The 20,418-nt window shown below is 66.4% G+C and carries 23 protein-coding genes; 12 read left to right on the top strand and 11 right to left on the bottom strand.

Annotated elements, in window-relative coordinates; translation table 11 throughout:
• Positions 1 to 11: 11 nt before the first annotated feature.
• The 3 genes from AWC31_RS09015 to AWC31_RS09005 are packed head-to-tail and all read right to left on the bottom strand — an operon-like array spanning position 12 to position 2,031.
• Positions 12 to 224: an exodeoxyribonuclease VII small subunit gene (locus tag AWC31_RS09015; RefSeq protein WP_085143955.1), complete on the bottom strand. Its 213-nt coding sequence runs from the start codon at positions 222 to 224 to the stop codon at positions 12 to 14.
• Complete coding sequence (gene xseA / locus AWC31_RS09010; protein WP_067844751.1) at positions 221 to 1,474, bottom strand: exodeoxyribonuclease VII large subunit; 1,254 nt, start codon at positions 1,472 to 1,474, stop codon at positions 221 to 223. Before xseA ends, AWC31_RS09015 begins: the two co-directional genes overlap by 4 nt.
• Entirely contained in the window at positions 1,471 to 2,031 is a 561-nt protein-coding gene (locus AWC31_RS09005) for a lipid droplet-associated protein (protein ID WP_085143953.1), read from the bottom strand. The genes xseA and AWC31_RS09005 overlap by 4 nt, the downstream gene beginning before the upstream one ends.
• Before the next feature lie 53 nt (positions 2,032 to 2,084).
• Here AWC31_RS09005 and AWC31_RS09000 point away from each other — a divergent pair, with 53 nt between their 5' ends.
• Positions 2,085 to 3,098 carry a 4-hydroxy-3-methylbut-2-enyl diphosphate reductase gene (locus AWC31_RS09000; protein WP_085143952.1) on the top strand — a complete coding sequence of 338 codons (1,014 nt, stop codon included), beginning with the start codon at positions 2,085 to 2,087 and terminating at the stop codon, positions 3,096 to 3,098.
• A gap of 18 nt (positions 3,099 to 3,116) precedes the next feature.
• Here AWC31_RS09000 and AWC31_RS08995 read toward each other — a convergent pair whose 3' ends face one another.
• On the bottom strand, positions 3,117 to 4,220 hold the full coding sequence (locus AWC31_RS08995) for a DUF6542 domain-containing protein (RefSeq protein ID WP_085143950.1): 1,104 nt from the start codon (positions 4,218 to 4,220) through the stop codon (positions 3,117 to 3,119).
• Between the two features lie 84 nt (positions 4,221 to 4,304).
• Here AWC31_RS08995 and ychF point away from each other — a divergent pair, with 84 nt between their 5' ends.
• From ychF to AWC31_RS08975, 4 genes are all read left to right on the top strand, one after another.
• Positions 4,305 to 5,378, top strand: coding sequence for a redox-regulated ATPase YchF (gene ychF / locus AWC31_RS08990; protein WP_085143948.1), 1,074 nt, complete (start codon positions 4,305 to 4,307; stop codon positions 5,376 to 5,378).
• Positions 5,379 to 5,481: 103 nt separating this feature from the next.
• A complete protein-coding gene (locus tag AWC31_RS08985; protein WP_085143947.1) occupies positions 5,482 to 6,045 on the top strand; it encodes a dihydrofolate reductase family protein in 564 nt (187 codons plus the stop codon).
• Positions 6,046 to 6,075: 30 nt separating this feature from the next.
• Positions 6,076 to 6,822, top strand: a complete 747-nt coding sequence (locus tag AWC31_RS08980; protein WP_085143946.1) for a class I SAM-dependent methyltransferase — start codon at positions 6,076 to 6,078, stop codon at positions 6,820 to 6,822.
• An 81-nt stretch (positions 6,823 to 6,903) separates the two neighbouring features.
• The gene (locus AWC31_RS08975; RefSeq protein WP_085143944.1) at positions 6,904 to 7,323 is read left to right on the top strand and encodes a DUF6188 family protein; all 420 of its coding nucleotides are present in this window, start codon (positions 6,904 to 6,906) and stop codon (positions 7,321 to 7,323) included.
• 7 nt (positions 7,324 to 7,330) lie between these two features.
• On the opposite strand, the gene AWC31_RS08970 is transcribed toward AWC31_RS08975, so the two are convergent.
• The 3 genes from AWC31_RS08970 to AWC31_RS08960 all read right to left on the bottom strand — a co-directional run bounded on the left by AWC31_RS08970 (position 7,331) and on the right by AWC31_RS08960 (position 9,067).
• Complete coding sequence (locus tag AWC31_RS08970) at positions 7,331 to 7,696, bottom strand: VOC family protein (protein WP_085143942.1); 366 nt, start codon at positions 7,694 to 7,696, stop codon at positions 7,331 to 7,333.
• A gap of 31 nt (positions 7,697 to 7,727) precedes the next feature.
• A complete protein-coding gene (locus tag AWC31_RS08965; RefSeq protein ID WP_067844801.1) occupies positions 7,728 to 8,258 on the bottom strand; it encodes a sigma-70 family RNA polymerase sigma factor in 531 nt (176 codons plus the stop codon).
• A gap of 113 nt (positions 8,259 to 8,371) precedes the next feature.
• Positions 8,372 to 9,067 (bottom strand): guanylate cyclase, encoded by a 696-nt coding sequence (locus AWC31_RS08960; protein ID WP_085143940.1) that lies wholly within the window; start codon positions 9,065 to 9,067, stop codon positions 8,372 to 8,374.
• A 26-nt stretch (positions 9,068 to 9,093) separates the two neighbouring features.
• On the opposite strand from AWC31_RS08960, the gene AWC31_RS36775 reads away from it, so the two are divergent.
• Both AWC31_RS36775 and AWC31_RS08955 read left to right on the top strand, forming a co-directional pair.
• Positions 9,094 to 9,270, top strand: coding sequence for a hypothetical protein (locus AWC31_RS36775; protein WP_110774990.1), 177 nt, complete (start codon positions 9,094 to 9,096; stop codon positions 9,268 to 9,270).
• Positions 9,271 to 9,399: 129 nt separating this feature from the next.
• Positions 9,400 to 10,767, top strand: a complete 1,368-nt coding sequence (locus tag AWC31_RS08955) for an HNH endonuclease signature motif containing protein (protein ID WP_085143939.1) — start codon at positions 9,400 to 9,402, stop codon at positions 10,765 to 10,767.
• A 7-nt stretch (positions 10,768 to 10,774) separates the two neighbouring features.
• On the opposite strand, the gene AWC31_RS08950 is transcribed toward AWC31_RS08955, so the two are convergent.
• Together AWC31_RS08950 and AWC31_RS08945 are read right to left on the bottom strand one after the other, a co-directional pair.
• Entirely contained in the window at positions 10,775 to 13,705 is a 2,931-nt protein-coding gene (locus AWC31_RS08950; protein WP_085143937.1) for an aminotransferase, read from the bottom strand.
• Positions 13,702 to 14,565: an alpha/beta fold hydrolase gene (locus AWC31_RS08945; RefSeq protein ID WP_085143935.1), complete on the bottom strand. Its 864-nt coding sequence runs from the start codon at positions 14,563 to 14,565 to the stop codon at positions 13,702 to 13,704. Before AWC31_RS08945 ends, AWC31_RS08950 begins: the two co-directional genes overlap by 4 nt.
• Positions 14,566 to 14,751: 186 nt before the next feature.
• On the opposite strand from AWC31_RS08945, the gene AWC31_RS08940 reads away from it, so the two are divergent.
• From AWC31_RS08940 to AWC31_RS08925, 4 genes are read left to right on the top strand one after another with little or no spacing between them, the layout of a single operon-like run.
• Entirely contained in the window at positions 14,752 to 15,342 is a 591-nt protein-coding gene (locus tag AWC31_RS08940; protein WP_085143934.1) for an Rv1363c family protein, read from the top strand.
• The gene (locus AWC31_RS08935; RefSeq protein ID WP_085143932.1) at positions 15,339 to 15,995 is read left to right on the top strand and encodes a hypothetical protein; all 657 of its coding nucleotides are present in this window, start codon (positions 15,339 to 15,341) and stop codon (positions 15,993 to 15,995) included. Before AWC31_RS08940 ends, AWC31_RS08935 begins: the two co-directional genes overlap by 4 nt.
• Positions 15,992 to 16,903: an alpha/beta fold hydrolase gene (locus AWC31_RS08930; RefSeq protein ID WP_085143930.1), complete on the top strand. Its 912-nt coding sequence runs from the start codon at positions 15,992 to 15,994 to the stop codon at positions 16,901 to 16,903. The genes AWC31_RS08935 and AWC31_RS08930 overlap by 4 nt, the downstream gene beginning before the upstream one ends.
• A 3-nt stretch (positions 16,904 to 16,906) precedes the next feature.
• On the top strand, positions 16,907 to 18,160 hold the full coding sequence (locus tag AWC31_RS08925) for a WS/DGAT domain-containing protein (protein ID WP_085143928.1): 1,254 nt from the start codon (positions 16,907 to 16,909) through the stop codon (positions 18,158 to 18,160).
• Here the strand turns inward: AWC31_RS08925 and AWC31_RS08920 are convergent.
• Positions 18,157 to 18,888 (bottom strand): DUF899 family protein, encoded by a 732-nt coding sequence (locus AWC31_RS08920; RefSeq protein WP_085143927.1) that lies wholly within the window; start codon positions 18,886 to 18,888, stop codon positions 18,157 to 18,159. The two genes, AWC31_RS08925 and AWC31_RS08920, sit on opposite strands and share 4 nt — an antisense overlap.
• 119 nt (positions 18,889 to 19,007) lie before the next feature.
• The gene (locus AWC31_RS08915; protein WP_085143925.1) at positions 19,008 to 19,610 is read right to left on the bottom strand and encodes a TetR/AcrR family transcriptional regulator; all 603 of its coding nucleotides are present in this window, start codon (positions 19,608 to 19,610) and stop codon (positions 19,008 to 19,010) included.
• A 24-nt stretch (positions 19,611 to 19,634) separates the two neighbouring features.
• Here AWC31_RS08915 and AWC31_RS08910 point away from each other — a divergent pair, with 24 nt between their 5' ends.
• Entirely contained in the window at positions 19,635 to 20,399 is a 765-nt protein-coding gene (locus AWC31_RS08910) for an SDR family NAD(P)-dependent oxidoreductase (protein ID WP_085143924.1), read from the top strand.
• Positions 20,400 to 20,418 lie beyond the last annotated feature (19 nt).

Genomic DNA, 20,418 nt, shown 5'->3' with positions numbered 1-20,418 from the left:
CGGTCGCTGGCTCAGTCATCGTCCGACTCCCTCGCGGCCAGTGCCTGCTCCACACGCTCGCGCGCACCCGCTAAATGTTCTTCGCAACGTTTGGCCAGCGCTTCGCCTCTTTCCCAGAGCTTCAGCGAAGAATCGAGATCAAGCCCGCCCTGCTCCAGTTGCTGTACGACCTCGATCAGTTCGTCGCGGGCATCTTCATAGCCCAGTTCACTAATAGGCTTCATGCTGAACTCCCTGGAGTGCTTTCCTCTTCGCCTTCGCTGACCGCCGTGACCACACCGTCGGACACCCGGACCCGCAACCGGGTGCCGCTCGGTGCGTCCGTCACCGAGCGCAGCACGGTCGGGGCGCCGTCCTCCGGCACCGACTGCACCACCGCGTAGCCGCGGGCCAGTGTCGCCGCCGGGCCCAGTGTGGTCAGCCGCGCCGACAGGTGACCGATGGTCTCGCTCTCGGCATTGATCAACCGGGTGATGTCGCGCTGCGCGGTGGCGCGGGCGCGATGGATCTCGTCGCTGCGTGCGGTCAGCGTCGCGAGCGGCTGTGCAAGCACCGGCCGGCTGCGCAACTGGTCGAGGTGATGCTTCTCGCGGTGCACCCAGTTGCGCAGCGCACGTGCACTGCGCCGGTGCAGATCGGCGATGAGCGCCTGCTCGGCAGCCGCGTCAGGGACGATGCGCTTGGCGGCGTCGGTCGGTGTCGCGGCCCGCAGGTCGGCGACCAGATCACACACCGGATTGTCGGGTTCGTGGCCGATCGCGCTGACCACCGGGGTGCGGCACGCCGCGATCGCCCGGCACAGCGTCTCGTCCGAGAACGGCAGCAGGTCTTCGACGCTGCCGCCGCCGCGGGCGATGACGATCACGTCGACTTCCGGCATCGCGTCCAACGCTGCCAACGCCTCGACGATCTGCGGGACCGCGTTGGGTCCCTGCACGATCGTGTTGCGGATCGCGAACCGTACGGCGGGCCAACGGGTGGTCGCGACGGTCGTCACGTCCCGCTCGGCGGCCGAGGCCCGGCCGGTGATCAGGCCGACGGTGTTGGGCAGGAACGGGATCGGGCGTTTGAGTCGCTGGTCGAACAACCCTTCGGCATCCAGCAGCCGGCGCAACCGGTCGATGCGGGCGAGCAGCTCGCCGATGCCCACCGCACGAATCTCGTTGACCCGCAAGGAAAACGTGCCACGGCCGGTATAGAACATCGGCTTGCCGCAGATGATCACCTGCGTGCCCTCGGTCAGCTTGACCGGGGCGTTGCGGACCAGATCGCGCGGGCACGTCAGGGTCAGCGACATGTCGGCGGCCGGATCCCGCAGGACCATGAACACGGTCTTGGAGTCCGGGCGGACCTTCAATTCGGTCAGCTGACCTTCGACCCAGACCACGCCGAGCCGGTCGATCCACTTGGCCACGCGCGTCGCGACGGCCCGGACCGGCCAGGGATTCTCCGGCGACTGACCCGGCTCGGTCACTTCGCGGTCGCGCGCGTGATCCTGTTGGCGAGCAACGTCACGAACGGGGCTCGGGCCCGGCCGGCTTCCTCGAACGCCAGCAGCGCCTCCAGGTCGGCGACCCGCAGTGAGCTCAGTCTGGCCCGCAGCTGGGCCAGCGTCAGCGACTCGTATCCGAGTTCTTCGACGATCGCCGGTGCCTCGGCCGGTTGGGCCGGCGTCTCGGGCTCACTGTTGGCGGACTCGGGTTCCCCCGAGCTGTACAACGCGAACCGACCCTCGGTGCGGCGCTCACCCTCGGACGCGTTGCCGGCTGCGGGCTCGTCGTCTTCGAGGTCCTCGTCGAACGTCGCCCACTCCGCCTGCTCGTCTTTGGGCGGGAACAGTTGTTCCAGTGTCTCGTCGCCCTTGATGACCAATTCGGCGAGATTCTGCTGAACATGCATCACGATGTTGGCCGCCTGGCTGGCCACCGTCATCGGGTAGGTCAGGATGGTTTGGGGCAACTTGCGAGTTTCCTCCAATGCGGTCACTGCCGCACCCACGAGCAGCCGGACCCCATACGGTGCAGTTCCCATGGCCAACAGACTACGGCTGGCTGCATTCAGCCGTGGCCCCGTACCCTGGTGACATGCCGTCGACGATCAATATGGGTATTCCGGGTGCCGCCAGCTCGGTCGTGTCCGGCGGCCGGTCCGAAAGCTTGAGCAAGCGGGTCCTGCTGGCCGAGCCGCGTGGTTACTGCGCCGGCGTCGACCGTGCCGTCGAGACAGTGGAACGGGCGCTGGAAAAGCACGGCGCGCCCGTCTACGTCCGGCACGAGATCGTGCACAACCGCCACGTCGTGGAGACCCTCGCCAAGGCCGGGGCGATCTTCGTCGACGAGACCGACGAGGTGCCCGAGGGTGCCATCGTGGTGTTCTCGGCCCACGGTGTGGCGCCGACAGTGCACCAGACGGCTGCCGAGCGCGACCTCAAGGTCATCGATGCGACGTGCCCGCTGGTGACCAAGGTGCACAACGAGGCCAAGCGATTCGCGCGTGACGACTACGACATCCTGCTCATCGGCCATGAGGGCCATGAGGAGGTCATCGGCACGGCAGGGGAGGCGCCGGACCACGTTCAGCTGGTCGACGGTCCCGATGCGGTCGACAACGTGCGGATCCGCGACGAGAACAAGGTGATCTGGTTGTCCCAGACCACGCTGAGCGTCGACGAGACCATGGAGACCGTCCGCCGTCTGCGCGAGAAGTTCCCGACGCTGCAGGACCCGCCGAGCGACGACATCTGCTACGCCACCCAGAACCGTCAGGTCGCGGTCAAGGCGATGGCGCCCGAGTGTGAACTCGTGATCGTGGTGGGTTCACGTAACTCGTCGAACTCGGTGCGGCTGGTCGAGGTGGCGCTGAACGCCGGCTCGGATGCCGCCCATCTGGTCGACTATGCCGAGGACATCGACCCGGCCTGGCTCGACGGCGTCACGACCATCGGCGTCACCTCCGGGGCCTCGGTGCCCGAAATCTTGGTGCGCGGTGTGCTGGAGCGGTTGGCCGACTACGGCTACGACACCGTGCAGCCCGTCACCACGGCCAACGAGACGTTGGTGTTCGCACTGCCGCGCGAGATCCGGCCGCCGCGTTCCTGACGGCGCGTTCTCGCTGATCTAGCTGTCGTACTCCCACGAATGACGGCCGCGCGACGACTGCCGCGGTCGCGTCCGGTATTCGGCGCGGTGATCTTCGTCGTCTGAGCCGCGGTAGCGCACGCGCGACACCGGATGGTGCGTCGAGCGCCCCGGATGGCCGTTCTTCGGCGGCTCAAAGCTCGATTCGAACGGATCCTCGAACGGCTCGTAGTCGTCGAAGCGGCGTCGGCGCTGTGGCCGGTCATGCGATGCGGCGCCCCGCCGCTCGCCGGGCGGCTGCTTGCGCGGCTCGCGCGGCTGGGTGCGGACCCGGCGCCGCGGCTCGGCGGGTGGCACGAGCGGCGGCTCGGTCGCACGTGGGCTTCGGGGCCGTCGTGGACGGTCGGCCGCCACCTCGTCGAGATCGACCTCCGGCGGGCGGGCGGCCCGTGAGCGTGGCGGTGTCGACCGCTTCGTCGGCCTGCGTCCCGCACGCGCGCCTGCATCGGCCGCGCCGGGCTTGCGGCGGCGGTCGGTCGGACGGCGCAGCGGCGGCGGATCCGCGGCCGGATCGTCGTCCTCAGCGGTCCGGGTGGCGGGTTTGCGGAGGATGAGACCGGAGAATTTCGATGTGATGGATGACACAAACCCCGCGGCGGCGGGCGACTGTGTGCCTCCGCGGCTTGTCGCGGTCTCCGTCGGGCGTCGGGTCGTGAGGCCGAAATACCACCGGGCCAACCCGATCAGCAACACCGCGGCCGACGTGAACAACATCAGCGGGAAACGTTCAATGAGCGGATACCCGCAGTTAATCGCCAGGTCTTTCATGCCGCCGAGCTGCCCGCCGTGGAACAAGAAATACGCACCGGGCACAGCAACGAACAAGATCAGCGGAGGCTGGATAACGGCGGTGAACACGCCCACCTGCCGGACCGCGAGGACTGCCGACAGGCAACCCAACGCGTAGCAGACGGCGAACACCGAACTGAGTTCTCGATTACCTGACCCCGCATCGAAAGCAAACCCGATCGCGGTAGCCGTGACGGCCAGCAGCACAGCGCCCCACCACGGCACACCTGCAAAACGGGGGTGTACAGAGCGAAGGTCAGCCGGCACTGCCGACTCGGCGCGCTGTCCTGACACAGGTAGACCGTACCGGCTCTCGCGGGTGGCGTGCTGCCAGCGCGCGCTGGCGTGCCTGTCACACTCTGGCAGACTGTGTTCCCTGTGAGCCTGAACCTGGGAATCGTCGGTTTGCCGAACGTCGGTAAGTCGACCTTGTTCAACGCCTTGACGCGAAACAACGTCCTGGCGGCCAACTACCCGTTCGCGACGATCGAGCCGAACGAGGGTGTCGTGCCGCTGCCGGATCCGCGGCTCGACGAACTCGCAAAGATGTTCGGTTCGGAGAAGATCGTCCCGGCGCCCGTGACGTTCGTCGACATCGCCGGGATCGTGAAGGGCGCGTCGGAGGGCGCGGGGCTGGGGAACAAGTTCCTGGCCAACATCCGCGAATGCGACGCGATTTGCCAGGTGGTCCGGGTGTTCACCGACGACGACGTCACCCATGTCGACGGCCGGGTCGATCCGAAGTCCGACATCGAGGTCATCGAGACCGAGCTCATCCTGGCCGACATGCAGACCCTGGAGAAGGCGTTGCCGCGGCTGGAGAAGGAAGCGCGCACCCACAAGGACCGTCGGCCGGTCTACGACGCCGCGGTCGCCGCGCAGGAGGTCCTGAACTCCGGCAAGACGCTTTTCGGCGCGCGTTTCGACGCCGCTGTCCTGCGCGAGCTCAACCTGCTGACCACCAAGCCGTTCCTGTACGTGTTCAACGCCGACGAGCCCGTGCTGACCGACGAGAAGCGCAAGAGCGAGCTCCGCGAGCTCGTCGCACCGGCCGACGCGGTGTTCCTCGACGCCAAGATCGAGGCCGAGCTTCTCGAGCTCGACGACGAGTCGGCAGCCGAGCTGCTCGAATCGATCGGGCAGACCGAGCGCGGGCTCGACGCCCTCGCGCGCGCGGGCTTCCACACCCTGAAACTCCAGACCTATCTCACCGCTGGGCCCAAAGAGGCACGCGCCTGGACCATCCACCAGGGCGACACCGCACCCAAGGCCGCCGGCGTGATCCACACCGACTTCGAGAAGGGCTTCATCAAGGCCGAGGTGGTCTCATACGACGATCTCGTGGCCGCGGGGTCGATGGCCGCGGCCAAGGCCGCGGGCAAGGTCCGGATGGAAGGCAAGGACTACGTCATGGCCGACGGTGATGTGGTGGAGTTCCGGTTCAACGTGTAGCTGGTGGCCGAGTGTGGGGGATATGCACGCCAAATGCGCCGATTGCGTGCGCAAGGCCCACGCTCGGCTTCTGATAGATGGTGAGATCTGAGGAGGCCACACGATGGGAACTTTGAATTTCACCGCGACGGTGTCCCTTGACGGCTACGTCGCCGATGCCGACGGTGACTTCGACTGGTCTGGCCCGAGTGATGAGGTGTTCGCCGTACATCTCGCGCGGATGGCGGAAGTGTCGACCGAGGTCTTAGGGCGCAAGACATACGCCCTGATGGATTACTGGGAGACCTATCCCGACGACGAAGGCCGTCCGGTCGCCGAGCGCGAGTTCGCGAAGCGTTGGCAGGCCATCGACAAGTTGGTGGTGTCGTCGACGCTGACGGACGACGACCTCGGGTCGGACCGGGCCCGCCTCGTGCCTGACCTGAGTCTGGACGAGTTACAGCGAATCGTGGACAGCGCGTCGGGCCTGGTCGAGATATTCGGGCCCACCACCGCGGCTGCGGCGATTCGTGCCGGCCTGGTCGAGGACTTCCAGTTCTTCGTCGTCCCGAAGATGGTGGGTGGCGGCCTGCGGGCACTTCCCGACGATGTCCACCTCGACCTGCGCCTCGTCGAGCACCGAGTGTTCGACGACGGCATCGTTCACCTGCGTTATTCACGTCGCTGAACCTGGCGGTCGGCGACGTAGCATTCTCTCGTGGGCTTCATCGTCCCGCCCGACGCCTATACGCGTTTCATGGGCCGGTACGCCGCGCCTCTTGCCGAGGTATTCGTGGCGTTCACCGGGGTCGGCGCCGGCGATGATGTCCTCGATGTGGGGTGCGGGCCCGGCGCTCTGACAGCTCATCTGCTCGCGGTCGGGGCCCACGTCGCGGCCATCGATCCTTCGCCGCCGTTCATCGACGGCATCCGCGAGCGGTTCCCGGATATCGACGCACGTCTCGGCACCGCAGAAGAACTGCCATACGACACTGCCTCTTTCGACGCCGCACTCGCGCAGTTGGTGGTGCACTTCATGACGGATCCAGTCGTCGGCGTCAGACAGATGGCACGCGTGACTCGGCATGGCGGCACGGTCGCGGCCTGTGTCTGGGATGGACCGACCGGCGCCCTGGCGCCGTTCTGGGATGCGGTCCACCTGGTCGACCCCGAGGCCGAGGATGAGGCACTGCTCTCCGGGGCGCGTGCCGGGCACCTCACCGAGATCTTCGAAGCGGCGGGGTTACGTGAAGTGAAAGAAGCTCCCATTTCGGTCGACGTCGTGCATCCCACCTTCGAAGAGTGGTGGGAGCCCTACACCTATGGCGTGGGCCCTGCTGGCGACTACGTGCAGAAACTCGACGGCGACGGCCGCGCGCGGCTCGAATCGGCGGCTCGCGATCACTTGGGGAGCGGCCCCTTCACCGTCACCGCCACGGCGTGGGCCGCGCGCGGGACGGTGTGACGGCTGACGGGTGTTCAACGGACACATCGGGGGAACCCTTGGAGAAGTCTCGCGCTTCAGATCAACGGCAAGGGAGCCAATGTGCGTCATGGATCAGACCCCTCGGACATCGACTGGGTCAATCAACAACTCGGTCAGCACTTCGTGGGTCGATCGTTGGCGCAGATGCGCGTCGGATCCGGCATCCACCTCGAACTCGGAGACTCCTACGAGATCAGCATCGAGTCACCGGTGTCGGTGGACCGCACCGAGGAACAGTGGGAGGGCGAGCCGCTCAACGTCGACGCGGCCGGTGCGGTGACACCGCTGCTGCACGCCGAACTCACGTCGGCGACGGTCGGCGCCGACGGCGGTTTACGTCTCGAGTTCGGCGATGCCGTGATCGAAGTGCCCGCCGACGATTCGCATGAGTCGTGGCGATTGCAGGGACCCGGTGATCTGCTGATCGTGTGTGCGCCCGGTGGCAGAGTCGCGAGGCTCCCGGTGGGGGAGGGTTCGTGACGCCTTGTCAGGCGAAGTACTGGACGAGACAGAACTCGTGCCCTTCCGGGTCGAGCATCACCATGACGACGCCTTCGTCGTAGTCGTGACGGATACCCGACCAACTTCCGCCCAACGCTTCCACTTGGCGGCGGCCGGCCGCGATGTCGTCGACCTGTACGTCGAGATGTAGTCGCACCTTCGTGGATTTGGGTTCGGGCACGCGTTGAAACGTGAGCCGCGGAAGCGTACTGGCGCGGGAACCGAGCGTCGCCCAGTTCGGGTCGTCGCCATGCTCGTTCGTCGGTGGGATGTCAAGAAGTTCGCTCCAGAACAACGACAGACGCGAAGGGTCGGCACAGTCGATGGTCACTCCGGACCAGCGGTTGGGCATGGCATCTCCTTCCCACTGCCTGCCGTGTGCGTCAAGCTTCCGGCCGTGAGCGACAACCCATTTCGGACAGGATCAGTCGGAGTCTCTTGAGGGCGTAATGCAGCCGGGATTTGACTGTACCTTCGGCGATGTCGAGGTCTTCTGCGATCTGACCGGTGCTCCAGCCGAGATAGAACGACCGGCTCAGCACGGCTCGATGCGCTTCGGGCAGTTGTGCCATGGCGTCGGCGATCAGCATCCGATCCAAGGCAGAGTTCACCTCGTCGGGGCCCATACGATCCGGCACCTCCGATGTGTCGGGAGAACAAACCTCGTAGCGAAATCGTGCTGATCGGCTTCCGTCGATCACGATGTTGCGGGCAACGGTGAAGAGCCAGGACCGTAACGGCAGGTCTCCGTCGTTCTGTTGCAGGTGACGCCAAGCGCGCAGCAGTGTTTCCTGCACGACGTCCTCGGCTTTGGTGCGATTGCTCGTCAGCCGGAATGCGTAGCGTCGCAACGGTTCGACATGGTTGGCGTAGAGCTCGAGCATCTGATCGGTTGGTTGTTCGACGGTAAGCATCCGACACCTCCGGGACCGGTTGGGTTGCTCAGATCAGCCTTGCCGGTGGAGGCGGTGAATTCCTCACTGCTGGCCACAATCCGCGATACCGGCCAGCAGGTATAAACCGTCACTCAGTCTGCGATGACAGCAATCTCGTCTCCGAGCTGGTAACCGGAAGTGAGTGGTAGCTGATCGCCGCTCCAGAACGAGCCGGGATCGAACCAGTTGTAACGCTTTTCCGTCGTCAACAGGCCCATTTCCTCATAGGTGATGGCCACCGTCTCCGCGCAGTACGCGGTTTCCAGGCCCACCTGGCGTTTGCGGGCCTTCTTGCGTTCGGCGGATTCGCGAACCTTGCTGTGGACAAACGGTATTCCCCGGGTGAAGTCGCTGACGACGGGTAGCCGACCGCGCAGCCAGCGGCCGGTGAGCCGTGCCGTGGTGGGAAACGCCGTGCCGTTCATCCTGGCGATGACCTTGAGCAGGGCGTCCTCCTGCTCATGAGTGGCATATGGGGTGAGTTGACGGAGCCAGCAGCGCTGCCCGTAGTTGTGCATCCACCGTTCGACGGCTTGGCGGGCGTCGTTGAGCTGCACACCGCGGTGGTTGGTGCCCGTCCACATGTCGAGCAGCTTGTCGCCGAGTTCGGCATGCCAGATCAGTGGCGGCAGGTCGTCGATTGCGACGGTCATCCCGACATGGTTGACCGGGCTGTTCGTCAGCGTCTGGATTGCCCGGTCGGGCCCGGAGCCGCCGCGAAACAGCCAGATGTCACCGGTCCGGGTCTCCTCCAGCGCCTTCGTCAGCGGCACCGTGTTCGCATTCACGTCCGCAGCTTAGGCACACTCTGTGCATGCGCAGCATCTGGAAGTGGATCGGGCTTGCCGGTGTCGCCGGCGTCGTGGCGGGTGGCGTGATGGTCGCCCGCGATCAACGCCGCCGCAACGCCTACACCCCGCAGGACATCCGCGAGCGGCTGCATCAGCGGCTGGCCGAGGCGGAAAGTTCGCCGGGCTCGGCAAGCCCGTAGCGCCTCCCTTGCGCGAGCGCGCGTGTTTGTACGGCGACACGCCGTGAATTGGCGGCATTTTGCGGACGCTCGCCGATGTAAAGCCTTCTGCTACAAGGCTTGTCGGTAGTTCGTACTAGTGTTCGATACATGGACCCATCCGCGGCTGACCGGCTCGACGCGTTACGCGCGGCACTTGCCGGTGTGCGCGACCTGCCCTGGGGAGCGTTGTCCGAAGCCGATCTGTTGGATGTATGCGCCGGGGTGCAAGACATCCGCAATGTCCTGCCGGTCGTGGAACATGCGGCGATCAGTGCGCTGTCGGAATGCACGACGCCGGCCGCGATCGGGGCCAAGTCGTGGCCCGAGGCGTTGCGGATCCGGTTGCGGATCTCGGGGACAGAGGCCCGGCGGCGGTGTCGCGATGCGATGAATTTCGGGCCACGCCGGGCGGTGAGCGGCGAGGCGTTGGCGCCGGTCCGGGCGGCCACTGCGGCTGCGCAGGCGGGTGGCTGGTTGACCCCCGATCACCTTGACGAGTTGGAGACGTTCTTCAAAAAGTGCCCCGATTGGGTGGCTGCGGCCCGCCGCGCAGCGTTTGAACGCAAACTCGTGGCGGTGGCGGCGCAGGAGACGCCGGAGACGTTGCGCCACACCATCGCCGAAGCCCTCTACCTGTTGAACCAGGATGGCGAGGAACCCGTCGACGCTGCTGAGCGTAAGCGAGGCATCGTCGTTCATCCGCAGCAACCCGATGGCACCTCGAAGGTGTCGGGATGGCTGAACGCCGAAGGCCGCGCCGTGGTCGAACCCCTGCTGGCCAAATACGCCGCCCCGGGCATGTGCAACCCCGACGACGAATCCCCGTGCGTGACCGGAACACCGTCCGAGGAAGCCATCGAGGCCGATACCCGCACCGCGGCGCAACGCAATCACGACGCGTTAGTCACCATCGGGCGCAACGCGTTGATGTCAGGTGATTTGGGTCAGCACAATGGGTTGCCGGTGTCGTTGATCGTCACCACTACCTTGCAGGAATTGGAGGCCGGCGCGGGGGTCGCGGTCACCGCCGGTGGGTCGAAACTCCCCGTCCCCGATGTGATCCGTCTCGCCGCCCATGCCTGGCATTACCTGGCGGTGTTCGACGATGCGACCCTGGTGCCGTTGTATTTCGGGCGGACCAAACGTATCGCCACCCCGGCCCAGCGGTTGGTGTTGTTCGCCCGTGACCGGGGCTGTACCCGGCCCGGTTGCACCGCCGGCGGCTACCGCTGCGAAGCCCATCATGCCGAGCAGGACTGGACGGTTGGCGGGCAGACCAACATCGATGAACTCGCGTTGAGCTGTGGTCCCGACAATCGGTTGGTGGCGAAGGGTAAATGGACCACCACCATGCGCAACGGCCGCTGCGAATGGACCCCACCAACCCTGCTCGATGCGGGGCAAAACCGCATCAACAACTACCACCACCCCCAGCGCTACCTCACGGAATCCGACGAAGACGATGAAGCCGGATAGCTAGCGGTTACCAACCTTCGGTGAGCACCCGGTCCAATGCGTCGACGTAGAAGTCGGCGGACTCGGTGTCGATGCACAGTGGCGGTTTGGTCTTGAGGATGTTCTGGTGATCGCCGGTGGGCTGGATGATCACGCCGAGCTCGAGCATGCGGTCGCAGATCAGCCCCGTCTCCTCGGTCGCTGGCTCCAAAGTGTCTGGATCGCGGACCATTTCGACACCCAGGTACAGGCCGACACCGTGCACGGTCCCGATGATGGGGTGCTTGGTGGCAAGCGCCTGCAGCCGTGACTTCAGATGAGCGCCGACGCGGGAGGCGTTTTCCTGTAGGCGTTCGTCGTGCAGTACGTCGAGCACCGTCATGCCGATCGCGCACGACAGCGGGCTGCCGCCGGTGGAGGAGAAGAAATACCCCTGGCTGCGGAACGCCTCGGCGATCTCGCGGCTCGTCACCACGGCGCCCAGCGGGTAGCCGTTGCCGGTCGACTTCGCCATCGACACGATGTCGGGCACGACGCCCTGCTGCTGAAATCCCCAGAACCATTCGCCCAGACGGCCATAGCCCACCTGGACCTCGTCGGCGACGGCATATCCGCCGTTGGCACGCACCGCCCCGTAGACCTGTTCGAGGTAACCATCGGGCAGGGCCATGCCTCCGGCATTGCCGTACACGGTCTCGCAGATGAACGCCGCGGGGGCACGGCCGTCGGCCGTAAGTTGTTCGATCTGGGCGACTGCCTCGACGGCGTAGCGTCCGACCTCGGCGCCCCGGTACTTGCCGCGGAAGCTGTTGGGTGATTCCACGGTGTGCACCCAATCCGGCCGGGTGGCAAGGGCGTTCGGGTTGTCGGCGGTCGAAGTGGACACGGCGTCGGTGCCGTAGGTCCAGCCGTGGTAGGCCTCGCGCATCGCCACGACATCGGGGCGGCCCGCGGCCGCGATGGCCAACCGCAGCGCGAGGTCACTGGCCTCGGAGCCGGAGTTCACCAGGAACACCGTGTCGAGCGGGTCGGGCAGCAGCCCGGCGAGCCGTTCACTGAACTCGACGACGGCGGCGTAGTTGAACCGCGAGTTCGTGTTCAGCTTCCGCAATTGCCGTGCGGCCGTGTCGGCGATACGAGGATGAGCGTGCCCCAGCACCGTCACGTTGTTGACCATGTCGAGGTAGCAGCGACCACTCGTCGACATCAGGAAATGCCGCCAGCCGCGTTCGATGCGCGGTGGCTGCCGGTAGTAGTGCTCCTGGACCGGCGCGAAAGCCCGGTCGCGGCGCGCCACCAGATCGGCGTCGGCCGATTCGCTTGCCAGCGTGGGCAATCCGAGCAGCGGTCGCGGGTCCACGCTCAACGCCAGCCAGCCCGGAGCCAAACTGGGAGTGCTCAGCAGGGGAGCCGCCGGTGACCCGACCCGGCGAACGGCTAGCTCGATGCGCCGCCCGGGTTCGACGATGCCGAGCGCGCCGCCTTCCGCAGCGGCAACACCCGTCACCGTCAGCTCGTAGTCGCGGCCGCGGAACGTCACCGCATCGGCCGACCGGTCGACCACTTCGCCTTCGAAGGGGGCGACCAACTCGACGGGTTCGGCGGTCCAGACGCTGATGCCGGTCGGCACCACCGCGGGCTCGTCCTGGCTCAACGCAGGCGCACAGGCCGGTCGCGGCTGACCGAACTGCGTCACCACCACGCGCGCCCCGTCAGAGATTGCGGCCCTGGCCAATTCATTCTCGACATCGGCCCGTACCCAACCGCCGGGCTGGAATGCCGAATCCAAGATGTCCGAGGTCGCAGACAGATCAAGCGTCACCGCGGATTCGGCGGTGAGCCCGGTGATCATCGGCGTGGTGACCTCGACGCGCGCCGGCGCGGGATTCATGCCGAGCTCGGCCTTGATGAGGGCCGTCATCACCTCGACGGGAACCGACGTAGCCTGTTCGAACATGCGCCACTCGCCGTCGGATTGTTCGGTGACGTAGTCGTTGTCCGGATCGAGGTTCGCCTGCTGCGCTCCGCTGACGATCAACACCGCGGTTCGCAGTACGAGCAACGGCCAAAAGACTTCCACCTCAGCGATACTGAGCGGCCGGATGTCATGGAATGCCCGGATGCCGGGAAGCACCGAGGTGGGATCGCTGCCGGGGTGCTGCAATACCGACGACAGCGTGATCGCCAATTCGGCGACGGCCCAGCTGTCGGTCAGATCGCCGAAGTCGATGATCCCGTCGGGATGTACGACGCCGCCGGTCGCCGGCGACACGACGACGTTCGCGTCGGTGAGATCCATGTGGATCGCCTGCCGGGGCAACGCGTCGGCCAGCGGTTCGATGCGCGCCCATGCCTCGCGGGCCGCGGTCTCGAGTCGTTCGCGATGCGTCGCGTCGGCGACGTGCGAAACCAGCGTCGTGACCACATCGGCCCCGTACCGCAGGTCCCACTGCAGAATTCGGTCAAGGCCGGGATGGCTGAACTCGGCCAGCGCGCGGGTGACCCGGCCGGCGAGCGCACCCAGTTCGGCGACGACAGCCGGCCGCAGATATCCGGATTCCAGCAACGCGCCGCCTGGCAGGTAACGCAGCAGCCGCACATAGGCGGTCCCGTCGACCAAACCCGTTACCGCCGTGCGGTTGTCGCCATTGCTGTTCGGCAGGGAAACGGCGATCCGCAAGGTTGGCTCGGCTTGCGCGATCAGCTCGGCCGCCAGGTCCTGGGCCTCAAGCTCGGTTTCGTTGAACGCCGGGTTGGCGATCTTGAGCACGCCGAGAATCTCGTCGTCCTGGCAGACCAGGAAGTTCTTATCCTGTTGGCTGCCCAGCGATTTCACCTGTGCGCGAATGCCGTAATGCGTGGCGAGGATGTCCTCGGCCTGCGATTCGGTGACGTGCGGCGCCGGTAGTTCCGGTTCGGCCAGGAAGTTGAAGCCGACAGTGCGGCGATCGGTGGTCATCGGCCCACGAATTCGACGACGACTGCGGAGAATGCGTCGTTGTCGTCGCCGGCGGCGGTGTGCCCGGCATCGGACAGTTCGACGAACTCTGCTGCGGGAACCTTCTCCAGGAAGTCCTGAACACCTTCGGCGCTGACCACATCGGACAGTTTGCCTCGGATCAGCAGGATCGGGATAGTCAAATTCATCGCCGCCTGCTCCAGTTTCTCCACGCGGACGAACGGATCGTCTTCTGGCTTCGTCAGGAACGCCGGATCCCAATGCCAGTACCAGCGGCCGTCGCGCAAGCGCAGATTCTTCTTCAGCCCCTCGGGGCTGCGTGGCTTTGTGCGGTGCGGCAGGTAGGCCGCGACAGCTTCGGCGGCCTCCTCCAACGAATCGAATCCGTGCACGTGGTTGAACATGAAATCGCGGATGCGCGCACTGCCGGACTTCTCGAATCTCGGCACAACGTCGACGAGCACCAACTTCGTCACCAACTCCGGCCCGGCTTCGTGCGCCGCGAGAATCCCGGTCAATCCGCCCATGCTCGCGCCGATCAGCACCACCGGACGGCCGACCTGATAGAGCACCTGCAGGATGTCCCCGCACAGCGCTTCCACCGAGTAGTTGGCGCTGGGGGAGCGGTCACTATCTCCGTGCCCGCGAGAGTCGAGCGCGATCACATGTAGCCCGCGGTCGGCCAGGATCTGCCCGGTGTTCTTCCACGAGTGCCGGTTCTGCCCGCCACCGTGCAGCAACAACACGGTGGGCCGGTCGGCGGCCGACTCAGCACCCTTGTTCCACTCGTCGCCGACCAGGTTCAGGTCATCGACACCGCGGAACGTGACGGTCTGCGATTGGCTGTTAGCAGTGCTCACGAACTTCCTCTCGGCGCGCCCCCGCAGTCACGTTACTAAGGGCAAGCGGTGCCGAGAACGTGGGCAGGGGGACTTCTGAGGGAGGCTCGGGTGCCGCCGATGACGATGTGACGGACGCCACGTACTTTGGATCGCACGCGTGTTTACAGCAGGCGTGTGTTTCGTAGTGCACCGAGGAGCAGATCTATGGCAGACGAGAGCCCCGACGACGAGTCGGTCGAGTCGCCCGAAGACGAGGACACGGCGGTTGAAACGGCTGATGACGAAGCCGAGCCTGAGCCCGAGGCCAGGCCGATGTCGCGGATCAGGCTGGGTGCGCTGGTCGGTTCTGCCGTGGTCGTGGTGTTGGCCGGGCTGGCGGGCTGGCTCGGGTATCTCGCGTACCAGTCACAGAGTGCTGAGCGGCACCGCGACATGATGCTGGAGGCCGGCAGGCAGGCTGCGTTCAGTCTGACGAACGTCGGCTGGGAAACCGCCGACGCCGATGTCCAGCGGGTGCTCGACTCGGCCGGCGGCAAGTTCTACGACGACTTCGAGAAGCGCGCCGAGTCCTACCGCGAGGTCGTCAAACAGGTGAAGTCGAAATCCGAGGGCACGATCACCGGTTCCGCTCTGGAATCGATCTCCGACGACCAGGCCAAGGTGCTCGTGTCGGTGACCGTGAAGTCGAGCAACGCGGGCGTGCCCGAACAGGCGCCGCAGTACTGGCGAATGGTGTTGACGGTCCAGGAGAACGAAGGCAAGGCAAAGGTTTCCGAATTGGAGTTCGTGGAGTGAGCGGAAGGCACAGCCTCAAGGCGTTCGACAAGGCCGGTGCGAAGCCCATCGAGGACCCGGTCGAGGAAACCGCGGAGGACGCGGCCGAGGAAACCGCGGAGGATGCATCCGAAGCCGAGGGCGTAGACACCGAGCCCGAACCACCGGCCGAACCCGCGCGGCGGACGGCGTGGTCGCGGATCGTCGTCTTCGCGGTGCTGCCCGCGCTCGCACTCGTGCTGGCGGCGGGATCCGCCTTCCTGAAATGGCAGATCGTGTCGGAGCGGGAAAGTGCCACCGCGCGAACCGAATCGGTCGAGGCGGCCAAGGACATCACGGTCCAGATGCTGTCGTATGAACCGGACACGGTCGAACAGCACCTCAATTCGGTGCTCGACCGGTTGACCGGTGAATTCCTCGGCACGTACACCACGATGATCCGCACGACCATCATCCCCGGGGCGACCGCGCAACGTGTCACCGCGCACGCCGAGGTGCCCGCGATAGGCTCGGTGACGGCGAGCCCGGATCGCGCCGAGGTGATGCTCTACCTCAACCAGTTCGTCACCGTGGGCGACCAGCCGCCGCAGAAGACCCCGTCGACCGTACGGGTCACGATGGTGCGTGAGGATGGACGTTGGCTGATGTCTCAGTTCGAGCCGGTGAAGCCGTGACGGAGCCGCGTTGGCTCGACGTCACCGCGCCTGCGGTGCAGTTGCGGGCGCTGGTATGGGGACCCGACGACGGACCGGTTGCCTTGTGTCTGCACGGTTTTCCCGATACTGCGTACGGTTGGCGCAAGGTCGCCCCGGTACTTGCCGACGCGGGCTGGAAGGTGGTCGCACCGTTCCTGCGTGGGTACGTGCCGTCGTCGATCCCGACCGACGGCAGCTATCACGTCGGCGCGCTCATGGACGATGCGCTGCGCGTGCTGGAAGCATCCGGGCGCACCGGACGCGATGTGCTCATCGGGCATGACTGGGGTGCCATCGCCGCGTCGGGGCTCGCCGCCATGTCCGACAGCCCGTTCGACAAGAGCGTGATCATGTCCGTGCCGCCTGCCGCGTCGTTTCGGCCGCTGGGCCGGGTGGCCGACAGCGGCAAGCTCGCCAAGCAGTTGCCCCGCCAGCTGCTGCGCAGTTGGTACATGATGTATTTCCAATTGCCCTGGCTGCCAGAGCGTTCCGCGTCGTGGATCGTGCCCCGGTTGTGGCGGCAGTGGTCGCCGGGGTTCAACGCCGCAGAGGACATCCGCCACGTCGACGCCGCCATCGGCGCACCGGAGCGGTGGCGGGCCGCCATCGGTTATTACCGGGCCATGCTGCGCTGGACGACCCCGCCTGCCGAGTACGCAAAACTGCACCAGCAGTGGTTGTCGCCACCGGTATTGCCGACGTTGTATTTACACGGCACCGACGATGGCTGCGCCGCACCCGATTACGCGCGCTGGGTACAAGACGTCCTGCCCGGCGGCAGCGCGGTGAACATCGTCGAACGGGCCGGCCATTTCATGCAACTCGACCAGCCGGACGTGGTCGCGGGCCGAATCCTCGACTTCATCGGCAAGCCCAAGGAGCAGTGACGCGTGCGCCGACTGGCGGCAGTCGACGCTCAGACCTGGTGGATGTCGGCGAAACTTCCCAGTGACCAGTTCCTGCTCTACGGCTTCGCCGGCTCGCCGGCCGATCTCGGCCGCGCGCTCACCGAGTCGCGCAACCGTGCCGAGGCGTGCCCGGAAATGGCGCTGCGGGTCCGCGATGAATCCCGGCTGACCTACCCCGCCTGGGTGCCCCGTCGGGTCGGTGACGACCAGTTCGTCGTGCACGATCTCGATGACCTGAGCTGGAACGACTGCCTCGACGCGGTCGCCGGGCTGGCCGATCACCAGCTCGACGCGACGAGCGCAACGTGGCGACTGCATGTATTCCCCAGTGTGCGTGGGATTCCCGGCGCTGACGCGGCAGGAACCGTGGCCGTGCTGCAGGTCGCACACGCCCTCGGCGACGGCATCCGGTCATCGGCGCTTGCCGCCTGGCTGTTCGGGCGTCCCGAACCGGTCCCGGCCGTGCCTGCGCAGCCGTTCGTCGGCGCCACGCTGCCGTGGCGGGCCGCTCAAGCCGCGCGCACGCACCGGCAACTGGTCGCCGACGAGAAATCCGGCGCGGTACCTCCGCAGGCCCCGTCGAGGCCCGCACGGCGCAGCAACTCCCGGCCCGCTGGAGCGCGTTGGGTGCGCACCATCGTGCGCCCGCGCGCGCGGATACCGGGACCGACGGTGACGGTGGCGGTGCTGGCCGCGGTGTCCGTTGCGCTCGCCGATCATCTGCGGGCACTGGGGGAGGACGTGGTTGATCTCGGCGCCGAAGTGCCGATGGCCAAATCCGGGGTTCGGCACGCGCACAACCACTTCGGCAATGTCGGCATCGGGCTGTATTCCGAACTCGACCATGCCGACCGCGTCGCCCGCATCGCCCAGGACCTCGCGCACCGGCGCACCCGTGCCCGGCATCCGGCGATGGCGGCCGCCAGTCGCGCGTTCGCGGCCACCCCGGCGCCGCTGCTGCGCTGGGGCGTTGCGCAATTCGATCCGACGCTGCGCTCCCCGGTGGTCACCGGCAATACCGTGGTCTCGAGCGTCAACCGCGGTGCGGCGGATCTGCGCTTCGGTGCTGCGCCGGTGGTGGTGACGGCGGGCTACCCGGCGTTGTCACCGATGATGGGCCTGACCCATGGCGTGCACGGCATCGGCGACACTCTCGCGATCAGTGTGCACGCGGCCGAGTCGGCGGTCGGTGACATCGATTCCTACGTCGAGCGATTGGCGCAGGCGCTCGGCTAGCCGGTGAGGTCATCCGATCGTCCGGCCGCCAGCCGCGACCACTGCGGTATCGGTCTGCCGTCGATCCGCGTGTTGCTGCCGTCGACCGGCCACGTCTGCGGCCAACCAGGCGGGGAGTCCTCCCACGGTTCCTGGCGTCCGTACACGGTGAGGTCCATGAGCGCATAGCTGTAGTCCATGGCCTCGACGCCACGGAGTGTGGTCCAGTACGTCTCGAAGACTCGGTCGCCGTCACGCAGGTAGCAGACGATGTGCATCATTCCGGCGTGGCGGCCGACGAGGAGTGCGTCGAGCGACGGCAGCGCGGAGTACCACGGCACCTCCCAGCCCATGAACTCGCGGTATCGCGCGCTCTCGGGGTAGGGCCCTTGGGCGAAAACGGCGTAGGTGATGTCGCGGGAATGCAGGTAGGAGAGTTCCGTTACTTGTGTGGTCACCCACGTGCAGCCCTCGCACTGCTCCGGTGCGGGATGCCCGGCGTGCCACATGAAGTAGTACGCCAGGAGTTGACGTCTGTCTTCGAACGCATTCAGCAGCGTGGTGGGCCCGTCGGGTCCGGTCAGCTCCAGTGTCGCGTCCACTTCGACCATGGGTAGCCGTCTGCGCGCGGCGGCTATGGCGTCGCCCTCCCGGACGTGCGCCTTCTCCCGAACGCGCAGCGCGGTGATGCCGGCTTCGAACGCCGCGCGGTCGACGATCGGTGGCTGACTTGATGATTCGGCGTTCACGTGTCCTCCCACCCGGCGCGCCGGCCGATTCTTCAACAGTTTTGTTGAATGTTCGTTCGCTCAGCACACCATGCCATCACTCCCATAGTCAACATATTGGTTGAAGATTGAACGAACCGTCAGGATTTCCGTAGATTTCCGATACCGGTATCGAGCGCCGCCTCCAAGTAGCTCAGGTCGCCCGTGGCCAGCATGATTCCGACGCCGCCCTGGATGCCGGCCAGCAACGCGGCGCCCACCCGGTCTGCGTCCACATCGCCGGCTACCTTGCCTTGTGCCTGCATCGACTGGATGCCTGCGGTGATCTCGTCATGCCATTGGCGCAGTAGGGCTTTGGTGACCGCTTGGGCGCCCGGCGTGGTGCGGCCGATCTCCGACATCAGCATGCTGAGCGGGCAACTCTGGCCTTGCCGCCGGTAGCGGTCGACCACCGCGTCACGCCAGCGCTGCCACGCCGCCCACGACGTCAGCTCACCCAGGTAGGGCTGTTGATCTTCGAGCACCATCTTCGCCTCGTGCTGGGCCACCGCGAGCAGAAGCTCGTCCTTGCCGTCTGGGAAGTAGTGGAACAGCTGGCTTTTGGAGGTCTGCGTGCGGGCCCGGATGTCGTCGAGCGTGGTCTCGGCCACGCCCCGGCTGCGAATCTCGGCCGCCGCGCCCTCGATGATGCGCCGCCGGGTGGCCTCGCCTTTGGCGGTGAATTTCTGGACTTGCAGGTCCATTTTCATCGCATTACACCTGGACTCATGAGTCCAAACATTACGCGGCTTGCGGGCCGCACCGCATTGATCACCGGGTCCACCGGAGGCCTTGGCGTCGCTGTCGCGGCGGCGTTGGCGGCCGAGGGTGCGTTCGTCGTCGTCAGTGGCCGTGACAAGGAGCGGGGCGACGCCGTCGTCGCCGATATTCGCGCCGCGGGCGGCCGGGCCGAATTTGTCGCCGCCGACCTCGGTGCCGGGGAGCCCGAGGTGCGCCGGCTGGCCGAGCAGGCCGTCGCGGCCGCGGGCGGGCAGCTCGACATCCTGGTCAACAACGCCGCGTTGTGGGCGATGCCGGAGCCGTCCGAGGAGATCTCCGAGCAGACCCTGCTGGCGTCCTACCGAACCAACGTCATCGCACCGTTCCTGCTCACCGGTGCGCTGGCGCCGGCGATGGCCGAGCGCGGCCACGGTGCCGTCGTCAACATCGGCTCGATCACCGGCCTCATCGGCGGTGACAAGTCGGCTCTGTACAACTCGACGAAGGCGGCCGTGCACTCGCTGACGAAGTCGTGGGCGGCCGAGTACGGCCCACGGGGTGTGCGGGTCAACGCGGTGGCTCCCGGCCCGATCGCCACCGAACGTGCCGCCGACGTGGTCGACGAGGTCGCCCCGGTGCTGGCTCGCATCCCGTCGCGGCGGATGAGCACGCCCGAGGAGGTCGCCGCTGCCGTGGTGTTTCTGGCCGGCGACGACGCCGCGAACATCCACGGCGTGATCCTCAGTGTGGACGGGGGCTGGGCAGCGACTTAACACATGGCCTAAATTCTGT

Origin of the sequence: Mycolicibacterium wolinskyi (genome assembly GCF_002101965.1) — a bacterium.
Taxonomy (GTDB): Bacteria; Actinomycetota; Actinomycetes; order Mycobacteriales; family Mycobacteriaceae; genus Mycobacterium; species Mycobacterium wolinskyi.
This window is presented reverse-complemented; position numbering and strand designations above follow the sequence as displayed.

What these genes read in the sequence shown, in the direction of transcription:
- AWC31_RS08910 (WP_085143924.1), top strand. Translation starts at nt 19,635, where the DNA reads ATGAGTCCAAACATTACGCGGCTTGCGGGCCGCACCGCATTGATCACC.
- AWC31_RS08915 (WP_085143925.1), bottom strand. Translation starts at nt 19,610, where the DNA reads ATGGACCTGCAAGTCCAGAAATTCACCGCCAAAGGCGAGGCCACCCGG.
- AWC31_RS36775 (WP_110774990.1), top strand. Translation starts at nt 9,094, where the DNA reads ATGCGCAGCATCTGGAAGTGGATCGGGCTTGCCGGTGTCGCCGGCGTC.
- AWC31_RS08950 (WP_085143937.1), bottom strand. Translation starts at nt 13,705, where the DNA reads ATGACCACCGATCGCCGCACTGTCGGCTTCAACTTCCTGGCCGAACCG.
- AWC31_RS08970 (WP_085143942.1), bottom strand. Translation starts at nt 7,696, where the DNA reads ATGCCCAACCGCTGGTCCGGAGTGACCATCGACTGTGCCGACCCTTCG.
- AWC31_RS08985 (WP_085143947.1), top strand. Translation starts at nt 5,482, where the DNA reads ATGGGAACTTTGAATTTCACCGCGACGGTGTCCCTTGACGGCTACGTC.
- AWC31_RS08965 (WP_067844801.1), bottom strand. Translation starts at nt 8,258, where the DNA reads ATGCTTACCGTCGAACAACCAACCGATCAGATGCTCGAGCTCTACGCC.
- AWC31_RS09005 (WP_085143953.1), bottom strand. Translation starts at nt 2,031, where the DNA reads ATGGGAACTGCACCGTATGGGGTCCGGCTGCTCGTGGGTGCGGCAGTG.
- AWC31_RS09015 (WP_085143955.1), bottom strand. Translation starts at nt 224, where the DNA reads ATGAAGCCTATTAGTGAACTGGGCTATGAAGATGCCCGCGACGAACTG.
- AWC31_RS08955 (WP_085143939.1), top strand. Translation starts at nt 9,400, where the DNA reads ATGGACCCATCCGCGGCTGACCGGCTCGACGCGTTACGCGCGGCACTT.
- AWC31_RS09000 (WP_085143952.1), top strand. Translation starts at nt 2,085, where the DNA reads ATGCCGTCGACGATCAATATGGGTATTCCGGGTGCCGCCAGCTCGGTC.
- AWC31_RS08940 (WP_085143934.1), top strand. Translation starts at nt 14,752, where the DNA reads ATGGCAGACGAGAGCCCCGACGACGAGTCGGTCGAGTCGCCCGAAGAC.